Annotated in this window: 20 protein-coding genes and 1 tRNA gene; 13 read left to right on the top strand and 8 right to left on the bottom strand. The window is 55.5% G+C overall.

What is annotated here, in order from left to right:
• Positions 1-85, bottom strand: an 85-nt coding sequence (locus DXY37_RS04050; RefSeq protein ID WP_136975547.1) for a sigma-70 factor domain-containing protein, incomplete at its 3' end; no start/stop codon positions are given.
• A gap of 116 nt (positions 86-201) precedes the next feature.
• Between DXY37_RS04050 and DXY37_RS04045 the strand changes: the two genes are divergently transcribed.
• Genes DXY37_RS04045 through DXY37_RS04030 form a run of 4 tightly spaced genes read left to right on the top strand, consistent with a single transcriptional unit; the run spans position 202 to position 3,733 of the window.
• Positions 202-960: a response regulator transcription factor gene (locus DXY37_RS04045; RefSeq protein ID WP_371637840.1), complete on the top strand. Its 759-nt coding sequence runs from the start codon at positions 202-204 to the stop codon at positions 958-960.
• A gap of 50 nt (positions 961-1,010) precedes the next feature.
• On the top strand, positions 1,011-2,117 hold the full coding sequence (locus tag DXY37_RS04040; protein WP_115125499.1) for a cell wall metabolism sensor histidine kinase WalK: 1,107 nt from the start codon (positions 1,011-1,013) through the stop codon (positions 2,115-2,117).
• A gap of 16 nt (positions 2,118-2,133) precedes the next feature.
• Positions 2,134-2,862, top strand: coding sequence for a pseudouridine synthase (locus tag DXY37_RS04035; RefSeq protein ID WP_115125474.1), 729 nt, complete (start codon positions 2,134-2,136; stop codon positions 2,860-2,862).
• A 7-nt stretch (positions 2,863-2,869) separates the two neighbouring features.
• Positions 2,870-3,733: a RodZ family helix-turn-helix domain-containing protein gene (locus DXY37_RS04030; protein ID WP_115125473.1), complete on the top strand. Its 864-nt coding sequence runs from the start codon at positions 2,870-2,872 to the stop codon at positions 3,731-3,733.
• Here DXY37_RS04030 and malQ read toward each other — a convergent pair.
• Both malQ and DXY37_RS04020 read right to left on the bottom strand, forming a co-directional pair.
• Positions 3,697-5,229, bottom strand: coding sequence for a 4-alpha-glucanotransferase (gene malQ / locus DXY37_RS04025; RefSeq protein ID WP_115125498.1), 1,533 nt, complete (start codon positions 5,227-5,229; stop codon positions 3,697-3,699). The two genes, DXY37_RS04030 and malQ, sit on opposite strands and share 37 nt — an antisense overlap.
• A 30-nt stretch (positions 5,230-5,259) precedes the next feature.
• Positions 5,260-6,294 carry an NAD(P)-dependent oxidoreductase gene (locus DXY37_RS04020; RefSeq protein ID WP_371637839.1) on the bottom strand — a complete coding sequence of 345 codons (1,035 nt, stop codon included), beginning with the start codon at positions 6,292-6,294 and terminating at the stop codon, positions 5,260-5,262.
• Positions 6,295-6,365: 71 nt separating this feature from the next.
• Between DXY37_RS04020 and DXY37_RS04015 the strand changes: the two genes are divergently transcribed.
• Complete coding sequence (locus DXY37_RS04015) at positions 6,366-7,361, top strand: LCP family protein (protein ID WP_115125472.1); 996 nt, start codon at positions 6,366-6,368, stop codon at positions 7,359-7,361.
• Here the strand turns inward: DXY37_RS04015 and DXY37_RS04010 are convergent.
• Positions 7,300-7,830 carry a hypothetical protein gene (locus DXY37_RS04010; RefSeq protein ID WP_115125471.1) on the bottom strand — a complete coding sequence of 177 codons (531 nt, stop codon included), beginning with the start codon at positions 7,828-7,830 and terminating at the stop codon, positions 7,300-7,302. The two genes, DXY37_RS04015 and DXY37_RS04010, sit on opposite strands and share 62 nt — an antisense overlap.
• A gap of 96 nt (positions 7,831-7,926) precedes the next feature.
• On the opposite strand from DXY37_RS04010, the gene DXY37_RS04005 reads away from it, so the two are divergent.
• From DXY37_RS04005 to DXY37_RS03990, 4 genes are all read left to right on the top strand, one after another.
• Positions 7,927-8,922 carry a ribose-phosphate pyrophosphokinase gene (locus DXY37_RS04005; RefSeq protein WP_115125470.1) on the top strand — a complete coding sequence of 332 codons (996 nt, stop codon included), beginning with the start codon at positions 7,927-7,929 and terminating at the stop codon, positions 8,920-8,922.
• Positions 8,923-8,980: 58 nt separating this feature from the next.
• Positions 8,981-10,084, top strand: a complete 1,104-nt coding sequence (locus DXY37_RS04000) for a glycoside hydrolase family 10 protein (protein ID WP_115125496.1) — start codon at positions 8,981-8,983, stop codon at positions 10,082-10,084.
• Positions 10,085-10,290: 206 nt separating this feature from the next.
• Positions 10,291-10,743, top strand: coding sequence for a hypothetical protein (locus DXY37_RS03995; protein WP_244276837.1), 453 nt, complete (start codon positions 10,291-10,293; stop codon positions 10,741-10,743).
• An 80-nt stretch (positions 10,744-10,823) separates the two neighbouring features.
• A complete protein-coding gene (locus DXY37_RS03990; RefSeq protein WP_115125468.1) occupies positions 10,824-11,336 on the top strand; it encodes a hypothetical protein in 513 nt (170 codons plus the stop codon).
• Positions 11,337-11,724: 388 nt separating this feature from the next.
• Here DXY37_RS03990 and pepN read toward each other — a convergent pair whose 3' ends face one another.
• A complete protein-coding gene (pepN, locus tag DXY37_RS03985; protein ID WP_115125467.1) occupies positions 11,725-14,385 on the bottom strand; it encodes an aminopeptidase N in 2,661 nt (886 codons plus the stop codon).
• Between pepN and DXY37_RS03980 the strand changes: the two genes are divergently transcribed.
• Positions 14,384-14,596 (top strand): hypothetical protein, encoded by a 213-nt coding sequence (locus DXY37_RS03980; RefSeq protein WP_115125466.1) that lies wholly within the window; start codon positions 14,384-14,386, stop codon positions 14,594-14,596. The two genes, pepN and DXY37_RS03980, sit on opposite strands and share 2 nt — an antisense overlap.
• Positions 14,597-14,732: 136 nt before the next feature.
• Here DXY37_RS03980 and DXY37_RS03975 read toward each other — a convergent pair whose 3' ends face one another.
• Together DXY37_RS03975 and DXY37_RS03970 are read right to left on the bottom strand one after the other, a co-directional pair.
• On the bottom strand, positions 14,733-15,167 hold the full coding sequence (locus DXY37_RS03975) for a hypothetical protein (protein WP_115125465.1): 435 nt from the start codon (positions 15,165-15,167) through the stop codon (positions 14,733-14,735).
• A gap of 299 nt (positions 15,168-15,466) precedes the next feature.
• Complete coding sequence (locus DXY37_RS03970; RefSeq protein WP_115125464.1) at positions 15,467-16,042, bottom strand: hypothetical protein; 576 nt, start codon at positions 16,040-16,042, stop codon at positions 15,467-15,469.
• Between the two features lie 103 nt (positions 16,043-16,145).
• Here DXY37_RS03970 and DXY37_RS03965 point away from each other — a divergent pair, with 103 nt between their 5' ends.
• Both DXY37_RS03965 and DXY37_RS03960 read left to right on the top strand, forming a co-directional pair.
• Positions 16,146-17,297: a histidine kinase gene (locus tag DXY37_RS03965; RefSeq protein WP_115125495.1), complete on the top strand. Its 1,152-nt coding sequence runs from the start codon at positions 16,146-16,148 to the stop codon at positions 17,295-17,297.
• Positions 17,298-17,338: 41 nt separating this feature from the next.
• Positions 17,339-17,411: transfer RNA gene (locus DXY37_RS03960), tRNA-Glu, on the top strand.
• Between the two features lie 117 nt (positions 17,412-17,528).
• Here the strand turns inward: DXY37_RS03960 and DXY37_RS03955 are convergent.
• Positions 17,529-18,056 (bottom strand): SRPBCC family protein, encoded by a 528-nt coding sequence (locus DXY37_RS03955; protein ID WP_115125463.1) that lies wholly within the window; start codon positions 18,054-18,056, stop codon positions 17,529-17,531.
• A gap of 159 nt (positions 18,057-18,215) precedes the next feature.
• Between DXY37_RS03955 and DXY37_RS03950 the strand changes: the two genes are divergently transcribed.
• Positions 18,216-19,502: an FAD-binding oxidoreductase gene (locus DXY37_RS03950; RefSeq protein WP_115125462.1), complete on the top strand. Its 1,287-nt coding sequence runs from the start codon at positions 18,216-18,218 to the stop codon at positions 19,500-19,502.
• The last annotated feature ends 124 nt before the right edge of the window (positions 19,503-19,626 follow it).

Genomic DNA, 19,626 nt, shown 5'->3' with positions numbered 1-19,626 from the left:
GGTGGCTCAACAGCGGCACACGGCCGATGTCACGCAGGTAGGAACGCACAAGGTCCGCATCCGGTAGCAGAGCCAAGGGCGACATCGTCTAATTACGAAACCTATCCATTTCTTAATTTACCATCGTTTACAGGAGCTTCTCGCTAGGAGGAAACTCGGCAGAGACACTGGGTCAAAATGAAAGGACTCTTGGAGTCCCCTGTGACCTCCGCCACCGCCATCAGCAGAACCGCCAACAACATCAGCACTAAGAGCGTCAGCGCTGCACACCTTCTGGTGGTTGAAGACGACACCTCCATCAGAGAAACCGTGAAGGAGGCGCTCAGCGCCGAGGGTTTTGAGGTGAGCGCCTGCAGGGATGGGAACGAAGCCCTGGCCATGCTCACCGGACCGCAAGCCGACAGCATTGATGCCCTGGTCCTTGATCTGATGCTTCCAGGGATGGGTGGGCTAGACCTCTGCCGCAAGCTCAGGCAACTCAATAACACCACGCCGATCCTTGTCATCAGCGCCAGGGACAGCGAAACCGATCGAGTCCTCGGCCTCGAGGTGGGTGCCGACGACTATCTGGTCAAACCATTTGGGCTCAGGGAGCTGGTGGCCCGATGCCGCGCACTGCTGCGCCGCTCCCAGCGACTCAGGCCCGAATCCACGGACAGGGTAGACATCATTGAACATGCCAACCTCTGTCTTTATTGCCAGGAATTCCGGGTTACGCGGGACGGAGAGGATCTCAGCCTTGCTCCCAAGGAATACAAGATTCTGGAACTACTGATGCGCAACCCCAAGCGTGTCTGGAGCCGCGATCAGCTGCTGGAACAAATCTGGGGCATCGACTTCGTCGGAGACACCAAAACCGTCGACGTGCATATCCGATGGTTGAGAGAAAAGATCGAGACCACTCCCTCTTCTCCTGACCACATCCGAACCGTGCGTGGATTCGGTTATCGATTCGGCTGATTGATGTGAGTTCAGCTGCTTCGCTCATACTTGGCATCACGTTCGGTGTGATGAGCGGTTGGGCTTTGCGCAGCCGCTTCAATTTGAACGCCGGATCCCGAAGGCGCTCTGCACAGATCTCGCCGGTGTTGTCCGGTCACTCGCTGAGTACAGCGCAGCTGCTGGCCTGGATCGATGCAGCCACCCAGGGGTGGCTCGTTCTCACACCGGATCTCACCATCGGGTTCATCAACTCAAGAGCGGAACGATTGCTGCAGTTCTCCAGCAATCGGCTCGTGCGCGGACAGGCACTCGACGATGTTCTCAGCGTGCCTCAGCTTGAAGAGGCAATGGTCAGCGTGCGGTATCAACAACGGCCGCAACGCTGTGAATGGGAACAGCAGGGTGTGCCTCTGGAAGCCATCGTTCTGCCCGGTGCGGACGAGTGGTTGCTGGTCCTCCTCCAGAACAGACAATCTCTGGAGGCACAGCAGGAGCAACAGGAACGCTGGGTGAGCGATGTCGCCCATGAACTGAAAACCCCACTCACGGCCCTGATGCTCGTGAGCGATCGACTGGAAACAGCAGTCTCAGCAGATGACGCCATTCTTGTGGAGCGTCTGCAGAAAGAACTCAGACGCCTGCAATTGTTGGTCGAGGATTTACTGGAGCTCTCCAGGCTGGAGAACATCCTTCCCCATGAGCAGGGGGGCTACTCACCGGTCAATCTTGAAGAGCTGGTAGAGGCCGCATGGAACAGCATTCGTCCGCTTGCAGATCAGCACGAGGTGAGGCTCTCCATCAACACCCAAGAGCCAGGACCGCTTTTGGGAGATCAACGCCGATTGCATCGAGCCGTGCTCAATCTGCTCGATAACGCCTTGCGGTTTTCCCCTCAGGGAAGCACCGTGGACGTGAAGATCCTTCCCAGTGGTGGATGGTGGTTGGTCTGTGTCCGGGACCATGGCCCGGGGCTGAGTGAAAGTGATCTCAGCAACATGTTCCAGCGCTTTTACCGCGGCGACCCATCTCGGGTCCGCTCCCACCAAAGTGGCAGCGGCCTCGGACTTGCCATCGTCCAACAGATCGCCGTGAACCATGGTGGCCGAATTCAGGCCAGGAATCATCCTGACGGAGGCTCATCGATTGAACTGTTGTTATCGCGCGGTGACCACTAAGACACAAACGAGCTGAATGCACCAGCGACTTCAGAAATTGATGTCCGCCGCGGGGCACTGCTCACGCCGCCAGGCAGAGGAACTGCTGCGCCAGGGTCGAGTTGACGTCAACGGAACGATCGCAGCACTCGGAGATCAGGCTGATCCCGAAAAAGATCTGATCTGCGTGGATGGGACGCCATTAGCCAAGCAGACTGCGGAGCGAGTGCTGTTGCTCAACAAACCTCCCGGTGTGATCAGCAGCTGCCATGACCCTCAAGGTCGCGAAACAGTGCTGGACCTGATCCCCGCCGAGCTCAGGCAAGGACTGCATCCGGTCGGACGTCTTGATGCCGACAGCCGTGGAGCTTTGTTGCTCAGCAACCAGGGAGAGCTCACCTTGAAGCTCACACACCCCCGCTATGCCCACAGCAAGACCTACAGGGTGACGGTGACCGGAATACCGGATCATTCGAAGCTGGAACGATGGCGACAAGGCCTGGAACTCGATGGCTCTCGAACCCTCCCTGCCAGTGTGAAACTGCTCCACAGCAAACGTGGACACAGCACCCTGGAAGTGATTCTTCGAGAAGGACGTAACCGGCAGATCCGCAGGATTGCCTCGCTGCTCGGTCATTCCGTGCTCGACCTGCAGCGGGTTGCAATCGCTGGACTGGCTCTTGGAGCGACGGAAGAAGGATGCTGGCGCCAGCTATCCAGGCGAGAATGGCAAGGCCTGATCAGCTCTCAGGCAGGTGAGGCGTAAACCGGCCATGGCTTTGTTCAAACGTTCCTTCCCATGGCGCTGGCGTCGAAGTCGCCAGATTGAGACCAATGCAACGGATCAAGCAGCCAAAGAGGCCCCGCTGATCGAAGCTGGTCAACGTCTGAGACAGCACCGTGAACAACGCGGCCTGGGCTTAAGAGATTTATCTCGGGAGGTGCGCATCACAACACCAGTGCTAGAAGCACTGGAACGCGGCTGGTCAGACCGCCTACCAGAACCGGCATACCTGGTGGCAATGCTGCACCGTCTGGAGCAATACCTCCAGCTCGAGCCCAACAGTCTGAGCGGAGCACTGCCTGAAGACTGTTTTCAACAAAGACTGCCCCGAGAGCAGAGGAGGACACGCTTCACGCTTGGAAGCATTGACATCTTCACCACCTGGCAAGGAAGCCTCGTCTACATCGTTGTCATCAGCGTGTCCTTGCTCGCGCTGAATCAACAGCAACGGCAACTGGCGATCGACAACACCAAATTCTTCACTCCTGTTCCTCTGAATCTTCAGCAGGATTCCGATGCACTGTTGCAAGGCCTGCGCCCGATCGCTGAGCTCAGAAGACAGAAACCGACTGACTCCGTCGCAAAACTCCTGGGCGACCAACCGCTGCCTGGTGTGCTTGAAGTCACCCTCAAGCAACCAAGCACGTTGACCCTCAGCAGTGAAGGCGGCGATCGCATTTCACTTCAAGGGGCAACGGGCACGCTCACCCTTCAGCTGTTGCCTCCTCTTGAGCTCAGCGTTCAACCAGCACCAACCGCAGGAGATGTTCGATGGGACGGACTCCCGCAAGAGGCGCTGAAGAATCGACCAGGGATTTATCGCCTTGACCAGACGTCGGCACGCAATCCATAACCCTGAAGTGCACCTTCAACCGCATCGTCAAACGCCGCTAAGCGCCAGTTCCAGTTACCTCCGACCGTGCCTGGGGTGTTGAAGCGGGCGACATCGTCGAGGTGCAGCAGGTCCTGCAGCGAAGCAACCACCAACTGCGCGGATGTCGCGAGACCCAGCTCCAGCAGCTGCCAGCCAGGAGCCTCAATCTGACAGTCGAGACAACTGGCAAAACGAGCACGGGAGTCGCCATCAAGCCGTTGCCACCAGCCCAGAGTTGTGGGGTTGTCGTGGGTTCCTGGATAGACCACCCATCCTGTGCCATGGATATTGGACGGAAGGTAAGGGTTCTGGGGATTGCCATCAAAAGCGAACTGCAGCACTTTCATTCCAGGCAGATGAAAACGATCACGCAGCTGCTCCACATCGGTAGTGATCACCCCGAGGTCTTCGGCCACCAAAGGTAAGCGGCCGCCTGCATCTCGACGCAGACAGCTGAGCAACTCACGACCGGGAGAACGTCGCCAGGTGCCGTTCATGGCTGTGCTGTCCCCACCAGGAACAGACCAGTAAGACGCCAGCGCACGGAAATGATCAAGCCTCAGTCGATCGGCGAGCTGCCACTGACGCCGCAGACGATCCCTCCACCAGCGAAAACCGGTGCAGCGATGCCGGGGCCAGCTGTAAACAGGGGTTCCCCAGAGCTGACCGGTCTCGGAGAAATAATCAGGCGGAACACCACTTTGTTCTCGCAGCCTTCCATCCGCAGCAATGGAAAACAACGAGCGATGACTCCAGACATCAGAGCTGTCGCGAGCCACATAAAAGGGAAGATCCCCGAGAATCTCCACATCAAGCTCACAGGCAAGCTCGCGCAGCCGCGTCCATTGCCGGCTCAGATGCCACTGAAGGAGCTCCTGCTCCAGAAGACGATCCCCATGGGCATCGCGCCACTCCCTTAGCGCGGTCTGATCGTGAACTGCCAACTGTTGAGGCCACTCCCACCAGGGACGACCCTCGTTTTGTTCACGCAGCACCATGAAGGCAGCGTGATCTTGAAGCCAGCGGGACTGATCCCTTCGCCAGCGGTCAAAGTCCGCGTGGTGCGAGTGCGGCAGCTGGTCCCAGCAATGGCGCAATTGCCTGGCCAAAGCTGCAGCCCGCCTGTCTGCGAGTGGGAAATCCAGTAGAGCTTCGGCTGCCTCAACACCCGGAAGAGCCTCTAAATCACCATGTTGAAGAAATCCCTGGTCACTGAGATCCTTGGCATCCAGGAGCCAGGGATTGATGGCAAAACTAGATGGAGAGCTGTAGGGAGACCCCGTTCCGTCTGGTGGTGACAATGGCAAGATCTGCCACACGCCGATTCCCTGCTGAGCAAGAGCCTTGATCCAATCGCGGGCAGGAGCTCCCAACCCTCCGCAAACAGGTGAGCCTGGCAGGGCAGTCGGATGCAACAGAACACCGACGCGACGACGCGGCAGAGAAACAGAGGTCACGCGCGACTCGCTTGGCAAGGCAACGACTGACAATCCAACGACAGGGCCTCAGAACAGAGCGGCATCACCAAGGTCTTGGCCGTCCATCCCGTCACGCACAACGCGTTCAAAAAACTGCTCCAACGTGTCCTTGCCATAGGAGGGCGTCGCTGAACTGTCGTATTGCTGACGCTGTTCGTCCCAGACAAGCATTGACTCCCCAGCGTAGTAGCGGCCGATCTTGCCGAATTCAGCGGCGTCCTCAAGCGAGGGGAACGTCCCGGATAAAAATTCAAGACAGCCAACAGGAAGATCCATCAATGCAATCGGCAGGGAAATCATCCAAGGTTTTTTGCCTAAAGCCTTGAAGAGCATCTCGCCCTGCTGTCGAGCACTTAATGCCTGTCCGGGTCCTCCAATCGGCAAAATTTGATTGATCTTGTCTTGATCAACAACACAATCACTGAGAAAAGACGCCAGATCAGACTCACTGATTGGCTTGCAACTTGCCAGCTCACCATCTCCGAACATCACGTACGGGGCTCCCTTGCGACAACTTTCAACCTGCGCTCCCAGGCTTTTGAAGAACGCCGTCGGGCGAACAATCGAATAGGTCACATCGCTGCCATCGCGAAGCTCAGCCTCCAGCGCAAGCTTCGCCTTCTGAAATTCCAACAGAGGCTTTTGTACACAGATCGCCGACAACAGAACGAAATGCGACAGTCCTGCTTTTTTCCCCTGCTGATACGTGTTGAGGGTGGCCTGGTAGTCAACGGCCCACGAATCCTTGCGTCCGCCAGTGCGCGATGCGAGGCAGCTGATCACCACATCCACTGGCTGATCAAAGGCATGACGCGACAGTGAATCAGCATTCGTGACGTCACCGAAACGAACCTCAGCGCCGGAGAAATCAGCCCTCACGTTGTCCTGATTTTGACGGCCACCCACACCACTGCGCTCACGCGCAAAAGCAACAACGTTGTAACCGCGCGTGATCAGCTCCTTCACCACGAAACGACCGATATATCCCGTCGCACCAAAGACCAAAACACGCACCTTGTCGGGCGAACGGTCTCGGAAGTCGTCGTTCAGAAGCATGGGCATGGGGTCGACACCATCCATTATTCGCTTAGAACCAGGCGAGACTGCGGCTCAGTTCTGGAGGATTCGGGGCAATGAAGGACGAGGGACCGACAGGTGATCCTTCACCAAGCCGATTGAAGCGATGGTTCGGGAGCCATCCCTTCAGAACCATTCTGAGAATCGCTGCTGCTGTGGCGGGAGCGAGCCTGATCGCTGGAGGGCTCGGGGTGATCTGGCCAAAACCTGACCCAATAGCGGCGGAACCGCCCTCCGCGGATGATCCGGCCAGCCTGGCACCACTTCCCAAACGTCCAGTCATGGTGCTGGTCGTGGGCATCGATGCAGATGGCATCCATGATCCAAGCAACAGAGCCGCTCCCCAAGGACCGGCCAATGCCGACAGTCTGATGCTCATCCAGATCAGCCCTGGCGACCCCGTGCAAGTGCTGCAGCTGCCGACAGAACTCGCGGTGAATCTGCCCGGGCGCACAACAATGCAATCGCTGGCTGATGCCTATCCTCTCGGCAGCGTTGCCCTGACTGCCGATGTCATTGCTGAAGTGGTGGGCTTGAAGGAGGGAGAACCAGAACGGTTCGTGGTCATCGCACGCCAAGCTCTTCGCAGTCTTGTGGACGGACTGGGTGAAGTGGAAGTCACGCTCAATCAGTCCTATAAGCACAAGGACTCAGCTCAGAACTACAGCGTGAACCTACAGGCAGGACGGCAAACACTGAACGGCCAGCAGGCCGAACAGTTGGCCCGCTACAGACCTGAGCCCAAAAATGATCAAGCACGGCGCAGCCGGCAACAAAGCCTTCTGAACGGGATTCACGAGCAGCTGAATCAACCCAATGCGATCGCCCTTCTGCCCTATGTGATTGGCGAAGTCAGCGCCCAGATGGAAACAGATCTCACGCCCATGGAGATGATGAGCCTGGCAGCAGCAGCGCTCAGCAGCAATCAGCCGCCGGTGATCACTCAGCTGGAACTGGCACCCCGAACAGGACAGCAAGTGATGCGAGAGCTCAAACCGAACCAGCAGCTTCCGCTCTGGCCAGCACCTCCTGGCGATGCTGCAGACAACTGATCAACCCTCTTGGGTCATCATCAGGACCATGTAGACATCCACACCATGGAAGACCATCGGTGCGTCTTGCAGGGACATCCCATTCGCCGCCAAGTTGCACGAGTCCCAGCAGGGAAAGGTTGAGCGCTCGGGCGAAGGCCACAGACGCTGGGACGATCCCAGCAAAGCGACCATCAGCTCGAGGCTGCGCCAACATCAGCACGGGGATTCGCCAGGCAGCGAGAGCTTCCAACCAGCTGCCCTCGCCGCTTTCGTCCACGCCGGCATCACCGCTCAACCTCAACAAGGTCAAGGCCTTAGAAGCACTGATCTCTGAAGTGAGTTCTCGGAGCAGTGGATGCGGCGCAAGGCCGCAACCCTCTTCCAGGAGAACAGCTCCGAACTCTTTAGCAAGAGAGCGACAGGCTGCGGACATCTGCAGTTCAGGCAGAGCACCGGTGCCGATAACAACCAGGAGGTTCTGGGACATTCCGGCACGTTAAGAGGAGTGATTCAGGAAACGGCCAGGAGGAACGGGACCGCGCACCCTTACGATCGGACAACCAGTTTCTCGTTCGCGGGCATCGTGACCGGATTCCTGACTGCAGCCCGCGCCGAACAGGAGAAGATCCACAACGACACGAGGCGTCTGCGGCTTTTCACTGGAACCTCCAATCCTGCCCTGTCACGTGAAATTGCCGCCTATCTGGGCGTACCGGATGGTCCAAGAGTTTGCAAACGCTTCGCCGACGGTGAGCTCTATGTGCAGATTCAGGAATCCATTCGGGGCTGCGACGTGTTCCTGATCCAGCCCACTTGCGCTCCTGTGAACGATCACCTGATGGAGCTGCTGATCATGGTGGATGCCTGCCGACGCGCCTCCGCCAGACAGGTCACCGCTGTTGTGCCTTATTACGGCTACGCCAGGGCTGATCGCAAAACAGCAGGCCGTGAGTCGATCACCGCGAAGCTGACCGCCAACCTGCTGGCGACCTCCGGTGTTGACCGAGTGCTGGCGATGGATCTCCATTCCGCTCAGATCCAGGGTTACTTCGACATTCCCTGCGATCACATCTACGGCTCTCCAGTTCTTGTCGACTATTTATCCGATCAGGACCTGGGCGAGGTGGTGGTGGTGTCTCCGGACGTGGGTGGTGTCGCACGCGCCAGAGCCTTTGCCAAACAGATGAATGATGCGCCTCTGGCCATCATCGACAAACGGCGCACAGGTCACAACATGGCCGAAAGCCTCACCGTGATTGGTGATGTGCAGGACAAGACCGCCATTTTGATCGACGACATGATCGACACCGGCGGCACAATCTGCGCCGGCGCACGCCTGCTGCGAGAGAAAGGGGCGCGGCGGGTGATCGCCTGCGCCACTCATGCCGTGTTCTCCCCACCTGCGGCGGAGCGTCTCTCAGTAGACGGTCTGTTTGAGCAGGTGGTGGTGACGAACTCGATTCCAATCCCTTCAGACCGTGTGTTCTCACAGCTGAAGGTGCTCTCGGTCGCCAACATGCTTGGCGAAGCGATCTGGCGGATTCATGAGGAGAGCTCCGTTAGCTCGATGTTCCGCTAAATCCGTGTCCAGAGCTCAGCAGCAGCTCCGTCGGACGACCGCAAGCGTGATGGCTGGAATGTTGAGCCTTTGCGCTGCAGCTCCGGCATCAGCACAGCTTCCTTCCGTTCAGCCCAAACGCACCCTGGGAGTCTGGCTGACCAACAGCCCAAGCCGTCTTTACTACGACCGTCAATCTCTCATCCGGGCCATGGATGAGCTGAAAGCAGCAGGCTTCAATGCCATCTATCCCAATGTGTGGAGTCGAGGCACAACCTTTCATCGCAGTCGTTTCGTACCGGTTGAACCAGCATTGAAGAAAGCTGGTCTTCAGCTCGATCCCATCTGCACCCTGACTCAACAGGCTCGTCAACGCGGGATGAAAGTCATCCCATGGTTCGAATATGGACTGATGGAGCCCGCCGATTCGGCGATCGTGCGTCAGCAACCTGAGTGGGTCTTAGCTCGAGCTGACGGCAACACCGTCATGACCATGCATGGCAAAAACATGGTCTGGCTCAACCCCGCCCATCCCGAGGTACGCGAACGTTTTATCGGCCTGGTGGTAGAGGTAATGAAACGCTGCCGAATGGATGGCCTACAGCTGGATGACCATTTCGCATGGCCAGTGAAACTGGGATATGACCCTTACACCTCTGCGTTGTACGAAACGCAGACCGGCGCACCACCGCCGAAGGATCACACCAATCGCTATTGGATGACCTGGAGACGCCGTCAGCTGACAGGCCTGTTGAGGGCACTGAGAGAACGCTTGGAGAAAGAATCTCTGCCTGAACGCATCAGTCTTTCGCCAGGACCTTTTCGATTTGCCTACAACCACTGGCTGCAGGACTGGGAACTCTGGGCAGTTGGAGAACTAATTGATGATCTTGTCGTACAGAACTACGCCTATTCACTCAAAGGGTTTGCCAAAGATCTCAATCAACCTGCTTTGCGTAAAGCGCGTCAGTGGGGATTGCCGGTTCAGATCGGCGTTCTTGCTGGTTTCGGGAAAAGGACAACACCAATCCCTGTCCTTGCCGAAAAAAAACGACTCAGCAATGAACAGGGTTACGGAGTGATTTACTTCTATTGGGAAGGATTGTGGGGAGTTCATAGCGGCAAAGAAGGATCGATCTATCGACGCAAAGCTCTGCAGCAAATGGGTTCTCAGAACCAGTAGCGCGAATCAGCTCTCAAGAGCTGTGCCACCGCCACGAATAACTCAAAGAGGGTCGATGTCATGCCTTACTTGATGACTGGGCTACAAGAGTGGGATGAGTTGAAGACACGCCCCAACTGTCTTCTGGCCCGTACAAGCTTTAAATTCAAATAATGAAGGATCCGACCCTCATTGTTCGAAAGCTGATCAGCGAGCTTCGCGACGAGATGTCAGATGCTGCGAGGGAACTGCGTAATCGAGCCAGCTGGGATCTGCAATGCCCTGTGATTGTGATTGATGCCAGAGAGCATCCCAAACGAGTTCTGAAAACGTCGGTGCGAGGTCTCACTGGAACCATCACAACAAGCAATGTGATCGACAATCCACTGCTGCGATCATTTCTGGCTCGTTCCAAGGAGGTGGGCGCCGACGAAGCCCTTGATGAATTCATGCATGGTCCGGAAGCAGAACACTTCTCCATGCTCTGGGATCGCTATGCCGATGAACGCCAACGTCATGGACTCGCTGTTTGGTCGTATTCCGAAGCAGCCAAATTCGCCCTCAAATCCAAGCAGTGTTTCGAACAAGGGGACATTGCCTGTGTCGCCATCACGGAGGGGAACGATACAGATGATCACGGCATTCTCACGTTTTCAGTGGATTCCAGCTGGCTCTCTTGAAACCAGCGGATACACAACGCTGAATGATCTTTCGCGAGACTTGTCAGCCTTGTTCGAATGGGGGCAAACCAAGAGCGCACATGTCATCAAATCGATCCCGTCTGGACGTCTTGGTGTCTGAGTGCCGGCAGACGTTCGTGGAAGCAGCCATCAAAGTCAGCACTGTGAAGGCGTGGGATTTCTCCTGTCCTTGCGTCGTTCTCGATGGTCGTACGGATGAGATCAAAGCGGTGGTGATCGGCGTAGGAAGCATTGGCAATCTGGTGCCAACATCAGCCGCTATCGATCATCCAGAGGTCAAAGAATGGCTTCGGATCGCCACGGAGAAGAGTCCCGAAGTGGCCTTCGCCGAGATGCTCGATGGCGATGAGGAACACGCCAAACGATTTAATGAGGCTTACGAACGACTGATTGAAGAACGTCGATCCGGAATTAAAGGCCTTTGGTCCGCCGATGATCTCTCATCATTTGTCGCCAGAAGTCAAGCGGCGTTCCCCAAGGCCATCAGCGCGATTGCACTTCTACCTGGGCCAGAAGGTGAAAGTCACAGCATCCTCACGTTTGAGAGTGATATCAAGTCTCTACTGAATTAAAGATCATCAACCAACAAGATTGTTCACCAACAAACACTCTGATTTAAACTACGTATCAAGCCCGCAAGACCTACTTCTATACATACTGAACTCTTTAAAGACGGCTTCAGCCTCGTGAAAGTCTTTGTCTTCCCTTAAAAAATAGAGTTGAGCTTTCCACCATTCCCAGGTGTCTTCATAGATATCTTTTTTCAGGAGATTCTCCAGAACTTCGCTGCTCATTCCTCCTTCCCAGGTCTCTGCAAACTAGAGAGCATCATTCCCGAGTCAATTCAGTTTCACAGGGCGTAACGCAGTGGTGATGAGCGGCACAAAACACCACCCAAACGTTCAAACCTGCTGAACGTTGCACAGCCCAGCACCCTCTGCCGAATCAAAGGAGAATGCGTCAGGCTTCCATCAACGTCACCACTTCACGGGTGTTTGTGGAGAGATCCGCCGAAGCAAGTGTTGACAAGGCCCGCTTCACAGCAGCCTGACGTTCGCTGCCGTAAGTGCGCCAGCGGCTAAACACCTTGGCGAGCCGCGATGCTGTGATGGCATTGCGCTGATCTACGGCGATGATCTGTTCGGCCATGAACTGATATCCACTGCCATCAAGTGCATGGAAGACACGTGGATTACCCACAAGCCCACCCAGCACAGCACGTACTGAATTCGGGGCCATCGGGTCATAACGGGGGTGGTCCAACAAAGCCGCAACCCTCTCAAGAGCATCCGCGCGCGGTGTTGAAGCTTCCAGCGAAAACCAGGTGTCGAAAATCACCGGACGCTCCTGCCAGCGATCGTGGAACGATCGCAGAGCCTGATCGCGTTCATCACAGTCAATCGGCTGCAAGGCCCGCAGGCCTGCACGCGCCAACGTCATCGAGGGGCCTTCCACCGCCTGAGCAGCATCGGAGCGAGCCCCTGAATCACCGGCAGCAGCCAACCAACTCCAGATCAGACCCGTGAGCTGTCGCTCGCCCTGACCCGCAGGCCAGGCTTGATCCAGGCTTGACGCAACGTCATTGAGCCTGGACCTCAGCAACGGTGCCAGCTGGGATCCGAGCAGCTCTCTCAGTTCACAAGTGGCTCTCTCTAGAGCGGGAGGGTCGGCTTCCTTTTGGAGTGACTCAAGTTCGGCAGGACCAGGAAAAGCCAAGAGAGTTGCCAACACGGCAGGGTCTTGTTCGCCGTCAACAGCGAGAAGCTGGCCAAGAGCATCCAGCATCCATGACTCCAGTTCTGACTCAGGAGTTCCTGCTGCACGGGGAAGAATCAGCCGCTTCCACAATTGCTGGCCAGCATCCCAGCGGGCAAAGGCGTCGTTATCCCCGGCAAACAGCGCAAACAGATCGTCGAGGGACTGGCCAGATGCCCAGGTCACCGGAGCCGAAAAACGTCGGAATAACGAGACAACCGGAGGCTGTGCAGCAGGAGACAACCCCTCCAGGACAACGGTCTGTGTCTCCTGATCAAGCACAAACAGCCGTTCTTCTCCAGCACCTTCATTGGCCTGCAGGACAGACCAAAGGACAGGAATCACCAGTGGTTGCTTCCGTTCCTGACCTGGCGTTGGAGCCGTGGACTGCTGCAGCGTCAGGCTCAGACGTCCGGCTTCGCCATCCCAGTGAGATTTCACCGTGACATGAGGCGTTCCCGCCTGGTGGTACCAGAGCCGAAATTGCTCGACATCAAATCCGAGAGGCTGACCATCTGCTCCCGCGCCATCCACAATCGCGTTGACAAAATCCTCTGTTGTGGCGGCTTCTCCGTCGTGCCGCTTGAAATACAAGCTCATACCTCGCATGAAACGTTCAGGCCCAAGCAAGGTCCGCAACATGCGAATCAGCTCCGCCCCTTTTTCATAAATCGTGGTTGTGTAGAAATTATCAATAGCCTGATAAGAGTCCGGCTTCACCGGATGGGCTGTTGGGCCTGCATCCTCACGAAACTGCGTATTGCGAAGCATCGCTGCATCTTCAATCCTCTTCAAAGGTTCGGAATGAAGGTCGGCGGTGAAGCACTGATCTCGAAACACCGTGAGACCTTCTTTCAGCGACAACTGAAACCAATCACGACAGGTAATTCGATTACCAGACCAGTTGTGAAAATACTCATGCCCAACAACACTTTCAATCCGCTCTAGCTCCCCATCTGTTGCGGATTCTGCATCAGCAAGAACCAGCTTGGAATTGAAAATATTCAGACTTTTGTTCTCCATTGCGCCCATGTTGAAGTGGCGCACCGCGACGGTGTTGAACTCATCGAGGTCGTACTCGAGTCCATAAACGGACTCATCCCATGCCATGGAACGCTTCAACGACGCCATGGCATGGGCGGTGAAGGGCTCATCACCTGCTTCCACATGCAGACGCAGCGTGACGTCCCGCCCGGAAGCCGTGGCGTAATGATCCCTGATTTCGCGCAGGTCACCAGCAACGAGAGCAAACAGGTAAGAGGGCTTGGGAAAGGGATCTTCCCAGACCACCTCGTGCCGGGAGGCATCGTTTGCGAGAGCCGAAGCACTGATTTCGTTTCCGTTGGAGAGCAGCACGGGAAACCGTGCGCGATCCGCCTCGATCCGAACCCGGTAGCGGCTCAAAACGTCAGGACGATCTGGATGGAAGGTGATGCGTCGGAACCCTTCTGCCTCACATTGCGTTGTGAGCATTCCGCCACTTTCATACAAGCCTTCCAGTGAGGTGTTGGCCTGAGGATCAAGACGACTGACAGTCGTCAACGTGAAGGGCTGATTTGGCGGTGAAGGGATTTCCAGCTGCTCATCATTCAAGCGATAGCTGCTCGACTCCAGGGGATGCCCATCGAGCGAGATTGACATCAGCTCTAAATCAACTCCACGCAAGATCAGCGGAGTGGCTGCCTTTGAATCAGAGGGCTCAAGGTGCAGATCAGCCGTGACCAAAACCGAATGAGGCTGATGCACCACCACATTCAGCTCAATCCTGGGGATGGCAAATGGGAAAGGCCGATAGTCAGACAAACGCTTGGGCGGGGCAACTCCCGCCCAGCTGATGGCCGACTCAGAGGATGCGGTGGGAACCATGAACAGCTCACTCTGCTTTGATCCTGGCTCCCTGGATCAAGAGGTGGCGGGAGGGAAAACCTCACCAGTCAACAAAAAAGCGCGGGTTTCAGCCCCAGCTTTGCGAAAAATGGTCCTTCAGGGTGGAAAATACGCCGACCGTTCTAATGATTGGAACGTCGATGTCTTGGGAATCACAAAAGAAAAGCTTCAAACAGGCCAAAAAAGTTAATCAATATTTCTCAATTGATTTGAATATCAGCCGCAGCAAAGAGCATAAATGAAACTAACGTTAGAGACCAAATTAACTTAATCAAGAGGCCAGACCTACACCAACAATTACTGGAACAGGCCTGGGCAATCAAATGTCAGCTTCCTGACTGTGACTTCAATAGATTCTCGGCCTTTGTCACCTCTTTCTTGTAATCCTGTGGCAAGTCCTTGCCGCAACGGATGCCAACGACTGGCAACAATTGCATCGCCAGACCATTGGCGACTTCCTCAGCAGTCAACGCCTGCCCTTTCTTAACACCCTTAATCTTGGAACCGTTGACTTCCTTGATGTAACTGACCATTGGAACCATGTTGGCCTGCATTGCAGTCACGAATGGAACCTTGCTTTTCGACAAAATGCACATATTGATTGAAGCGATTGAAACCATCCGCTCGATTTCAATCCCCGTGGCCGGGGTTGTCGATCCAGCTGCCCCTTGAGCGAATGCAATGGAAGTATTGAGAGGAAGCGCTGCGAGAAGCAGAACAGTTCGGAACGCCTTCGGAAGACTGGGACGGGGGATACGCACTGACAGACTTAAGGGAGCGGACCCATGCTGCCTCATATCAGCGAAAAATGGCTAGGAAGTGGTTGCGACAAGATCCATCCCTGACCAACAGCGGAACTGCTCAATATCCGAACAAAGAGGTGCTTCCAGGTTGAGAACAGAACCGGCATTCGTGTCATGACGTTGGTCGGCACTCAGCTCGAACCACTGCCAGACCATAAAGCCAGTCAGGGCTAACGAGGACTTTGAGAACGAGACACCAGTACTGATCCTGACAAACGCTCTGCTTGGGACCGACGTAGATAGCGAAAAAACTCAACTCACTCAGTGTCAATTGGAGCGGAAGCATCTTCAAGACGGGTTTCGTGGTGATGTTCCACGATTTCCAGATCACCTTTCTGCCAGCTGTAGATCGCGCGTGATCGGAAACGATCCTGATCGATCAATCGTGTGTATTCCTGCACATCCCAGTCCAGGTAATGCGATTCGAACACCACTTCATGTTCATCCACCTGGCGAATCCGCGTTCGCGACTCGACTTCTTCGAGATAGGCACGACTGCGTAGCAACTGATGGCCCATCAGCGTTGCTTCCATGACACCTTCACGCTGGTAACGGGGTTTGCGATCGAAGAAATCTGTTTCGTGTTCAGGCCACCAGCTCATGCGGTAGTGGGGCTTGCCAACACGTGATTCCGCAAAAATCTCAACCCGGATCATCATGTCCAGGAAAAGAACTTCCTCATTCTTAAAAACGTATTGACGTCGTGAACGCCAAAGGCCGAGATTTCGCGCAAACCAACGCCTGAGATTGCTGTCGAGGTAAACCCGCTGCGAAGCCTGGGACTCACCATCCGGGGGTGGAGCACCACGGCGTTCAACAGGGAGAAGGGCCATGAAAAGTCCTGACTGACAACAGTCTGTTCAAAATCGTCTTAGCGGTTCTGCTGACCTTTGCAAAAACCCATAAGGTAAGGCTCATCTTTTGGAGCAACACTTGGTGGGCGGGATCGATCCCACACCACGTCAGCAGCTGACTCTGCTCCTGGTCGCAGGTCGTCATCATCTCTCCAGCGGTGATCTGCGTTCGCTGATCCAGTTCCTGGAACAGGAGGACTGCGGTTTTGACGTGACACTCCAGGTGGCTGATCCTGTGGAGCACCCAGAGTTGCTGGAACTCCACCGCTTGGTGGTGACGCCTGCATTGGTGAAGCTTCAGCCAATGCCAAAGCAGGTTTTTGCAGGTAGCAGCATTTTTCAGCAGCTTCGAGGCTGGGTACCTCGCTGGCAACAGGATGAAGTGGTGAGCGGACTTGGTCTGAGCTTGAAGCCCACGGAACTCGACGGAAGTCGCACCCAGCGCGAGCTTCAACTCGAGGATCAGCTGCTGGTGCTGCGGCAGGAAAATGAAACCCTGATTGACCGCCTGCAATCTCAGGAGCGTCTTCTGAGGATGGTGGCCCACGAACTTCGCACGCCCCTAACAGCCGCAACACTGGCACTTCAGAGCCAGCAGCTTGGTCAGATTGATCTCAACCGATTCCGCGACGTCTTGAAACGACGCCTCGATGAAATCGCTTTGCTGTCCAAGGATTTGCTGGAGGTGGGGAGCACACGCTGGGAAGCTCTCTTCAACCCCCAAAGACTTGACCTGGCCAGCATCGCCGCAGAAGCCATCCTTGAACTGGAAAAGCTTTGGCTCGGCAGGGACGTGACCATCAACACCGACATTCCGGCCGATCTGCCGCTCGTCTTCGCTGATCAGCGGCGCATGCGTCAGGTGCTGCTCAATCTTCTGGAGAACGCACTCAAATACACCCAGGACGGCGGCACTATTGCACTAGCCATGGTGCATCGCACCAGTCAGTGGGTGCAGGTGAGTATCAGCGACAGCGGGCCTGGCATCCCCGAAGCAGAACAGCAACGCATTTTTTTGGACCGTGTGCGGCTGCCTCAAACCTCTGGAGGAGCATCGGGATTCGGAGTTGGACTGTCCGTCTGCCGACGAATCGTTGAGGTGCATGGCGGACGCATTGGAGTTGTCTCAGAACCAGGAAAAGGAGCCTGCTTCACCTTCAATGTTCCTGTCTGGCAAGGACAAGGACAAGAGAAGTTGACCGCTGCCTTGACGGAGGGTCAGTCGGAACCGTAATTTCATTTGGTGCTCGGGAGAACACCTGAGAGCACGGCCTCGCCCCCATCGTCTAGAGGCCTAGGACACCTCCCTTTCACGGAGGCGACAGGGGTTCGAATCCCCTTGGGGGTATTGATTGATTTGCTTCATGCAGCATCACATCCAGTCCATGGATGTTTTTTTATGACAATTGATCATTGATTGAGGAGCTCATTTAAGAACCCCAAAAGCTCTACTCAAGAGACTCGCTCAGGCCTCAGTGAATCTGCGAATTGTTTCTTGCTCAACCGCGAGGAGATTGTCATTGAGGTCTTGTCGGAGACGCTGTTCGATCAGTGCAACGGGCATGCCCAGGCATCCCTGAACGGTCAGTTCGTAAAGAACCAGTGTTTGATCAGGAACAGCCTGCAAACGCCAGGCACCCTCGAAACGCCGAAAATCACCTTTCAGCATTTTGAATTGAAGCAATCCTTCGGGACGATGCTCCGTAAGTTCCAGCTGGACTTCAGCCGAGAATTTCAGGCCTAAAACCAGTTGCTGACTGCCAACCTGGGCAAGAGTGACTCGGCTCCCGGAACGCTCAATCAGCTTGCTGCTGCTGAGATTGGGGATGAAATTACTGAGACCTTCATAGTCAGTGAGCACCTGCCAAAGGTGATCGACTGTTTGGTCCGTTCGCAGCTGAACAGCCAGCCGACGAACCCCTTGCGGCAGACGCTCAATGGTCTGCTCAATCGTCTGTTGACGGCCTCTAGTTGCTCGCTGAAGAGTCGTCAATGAGTCGGCGAAGTTCAACCTGAAGAAAGTAACAAAGGAATCCTAAGGAAAGTCAGGCTGAAGACCAGACCGCAATCTGCTGTGAAGGTTGAGTCGACTTAAGGCCGACGTTGATGACACGACTATGATCGCGCGATCTTTCAAGGGAACCGAGATTCCATGCGTGTCAGCTCGGCGGGTACCAGCAGCTACAACGAACGGATGTTCACGCTGGTCGTTGTCTGGCTGCAGGCCGGCAAACACACTCGATCGGAAGAACGCATCACCGTTTCCTACGACCGCCTGCAAACCACTGTTCAGACCATCAATGCCAGAGGTGGCCGGATTCAGTCTGTGATTCCAAACAATGAGCCAATCCAGGCTGGTGAGCAGGCTACAAAAGCTACAACCGCTAAGGCTGTTGCTGCCAAGGCTTCTTCCTCGAAGGCTTCCGCCTCAAAGGGTTCTGCCAAACAGGCTTCAGCAAAGCCTGCATCCAAAGCAGTTTCAGCTAAAGCTTCTACCAAGCCAGTAACCAAAGTGGACGCTTCCAAGGCTCCTGCAAAGCCTGCTCACCAGTCGGTTCCCGTCAATCTTTACAAGCCCAAAACCCCATTCGTGGGAACCGTTCTGGACAACTACAGCCTTCTGCAAGATGGGGCTATCGGACGGGTCCAGCACATCACCTTCGACCTCAGTGGTGGTGATCCACTTCTCGAATATGTCGAAGGTCAATCGATCGGCATCATTCCTGAAGGGACCGACGCCAAAGGAAAGCCACACAAGCTGCGTCTTTACTCGATTGCCAGCACGCGCCATGGAGACGACATGGCGGGCAAGACCGTCTCACTCTGCGTACGCCAGCTCGAATATCAGAACGAGGCAGGAGAAGAGATCAAAGGTGTCTGCTCCACTTATCTCTGCGACATCAACCCTGGAGACAAAGTCAAGATCACAGGCCCAGTCGGCAAAGAGATGCTGCTTCCTGAGGATGAAGAAGCCAATGTGATCATGTTTGCCACCGGCACAGGCATCGCCCCAATGCGCACCTATCTGCGCCGCATGTTTGAAGCCAGCGAACGCGACAAAAACGGTTGGAAGTTCCGTGGTAAGGCATGGCTGTTCATGGGTGCTCCCAAAACTCCAAACCTCCTTTACGACGACGATTTCGAGAAGTATCAGGCTGAATATCCTGACAACTTCCGCTACACGAAAGCGATTAGTCGTGAGCAGAAAAACACCAAAGGCGGTCGCATGTACATCCAGGACCGCGTCCTTGAGCATGCCGATGAAATCTTCTCAATGATCGAAGATTCCAAAACTCACGTCTATATGTGCGGACTGCGTGGAATGGAACCCGGCATCGATGAAGCCATGACAGCGGCTGCATCGTCCAAGGGACTGGACTGGTCAGAGTTACGTCCTCAGCTGAAGAAGGCAGACCGCTGGCACGTTGAGACGTACTGAGTTTTCTCAGTCAAATTCAAGACAAAAGCCCGCCGCATGGTGGGCTTTTTTTTGTTTGGGTTGTCCCGAGACGACGACAAACCGTCGCGGGATGTTCCGGAGCACTGTCAGCGCGGGGATTCCT

It is taken from the genome of Synechococcus sp. GEYO, from assembly GCF_900473955.1.
Taxonomy (GTDB): domain Bacteria; phylum Cyanobacteriota; class Cyanobacteriia; order PCC-6307; family Cyanobiaceae; genus Synechococcus_C.
The sequence above is the reverse complement of the archived record's forward strand: the minus strand, read 5'-3'. Positions and strand labels throughout refer to the sequence as shown.

Coding starts and splice junctions, on each gene's coding strand:
- DXY37_RS03980 (WP_115125466.1), top strand. CDS start 14,384: ATGAACAGCTCACTCTGCTTTGATCCTGGCTCCCTGGATCAAGAGGTG.
- DXY37_RS04020 (WP_371637839.1), bottom strand. CDS start 6,294: ATGCCCATGCTTCTGAACGACGACTTCCGAGACCGTTCGCCCGACAAG.
- pepN (WP_115125467.1), bottom strand. CDS start 14,385: ATGGTTCCCACCGCATCCTCTGAGTCGGCCATCAGCTGGGCGGGAGTT.
- DXY37_RS04015 (WP_115125472.1), top strand. CDS start 6,366: ATGAAGGACGAGGGACCGACAGGTGATCCTTCACCAAGCCGATTGAAG.
- DXY37_RS03995 (WP_244276837.1), top strand. CDS start 10,291: ATGTCAGATGCTGCGAGGGAACTGCGTAATCGAGCCAGCTGGGATCTG.
- DXY37_RS03970 (WP_115125464.1), bottom strand. CDS start 16,042: ATGGCCCTTCTCCCTGTTGAACGCCGTGGTGCTCCACCCCCGGATGGT.
- DXY37_RS03950 (WP_115125462.1), top strand. CDS start 18,216: ATGCGTGTCAGCTCGGCGGGTACCAGCAGCTACAACGAACGGATGTTC.
- DXY37_RS04030 (WP_115125473.1), top strand. CDS start 2,870: ATGGCTTTGTTCAAACGTTCCTTCCCATGGCGCTGGCGTCGAAGTCGC.
- DXY37_RS03990 (WP_115125468.1), top strand. CDS start 10,824: ATGTCATCAAATCGATCCCGTCTGGACGTCTTGGTGTCTGAGTGCCGG.
- DXY37_RS04040 (WP_115125499.1), top strand. CDS start 1,011: ATGAGCGGTTGGGCTTTGCGCAGCCGCTTCAATTTGAACGCCGGATCC.
- DXY37_RS04010 (WP_115125471.1), bottom strand. CDS start 7,830: ATGTCCCAGAACCTCCTGGTTGTTATCGGCACCGGTGCTCTGCCTGAA.
- DXY37_RS04035 (WP_115125474.1), top strand. CDS start 2,134: ATGCACCAGCGACTTCAGAAATTGATGTCCGCCGCGGGGCACTGCTCA.
- DXY37_RS04000 (WP_115125496.1), top strand. CDS start 8,981: ATGTTGAGCCTTTGCGCTGCAGCTCCGGCATCAGCACAGCTTCCTTCC.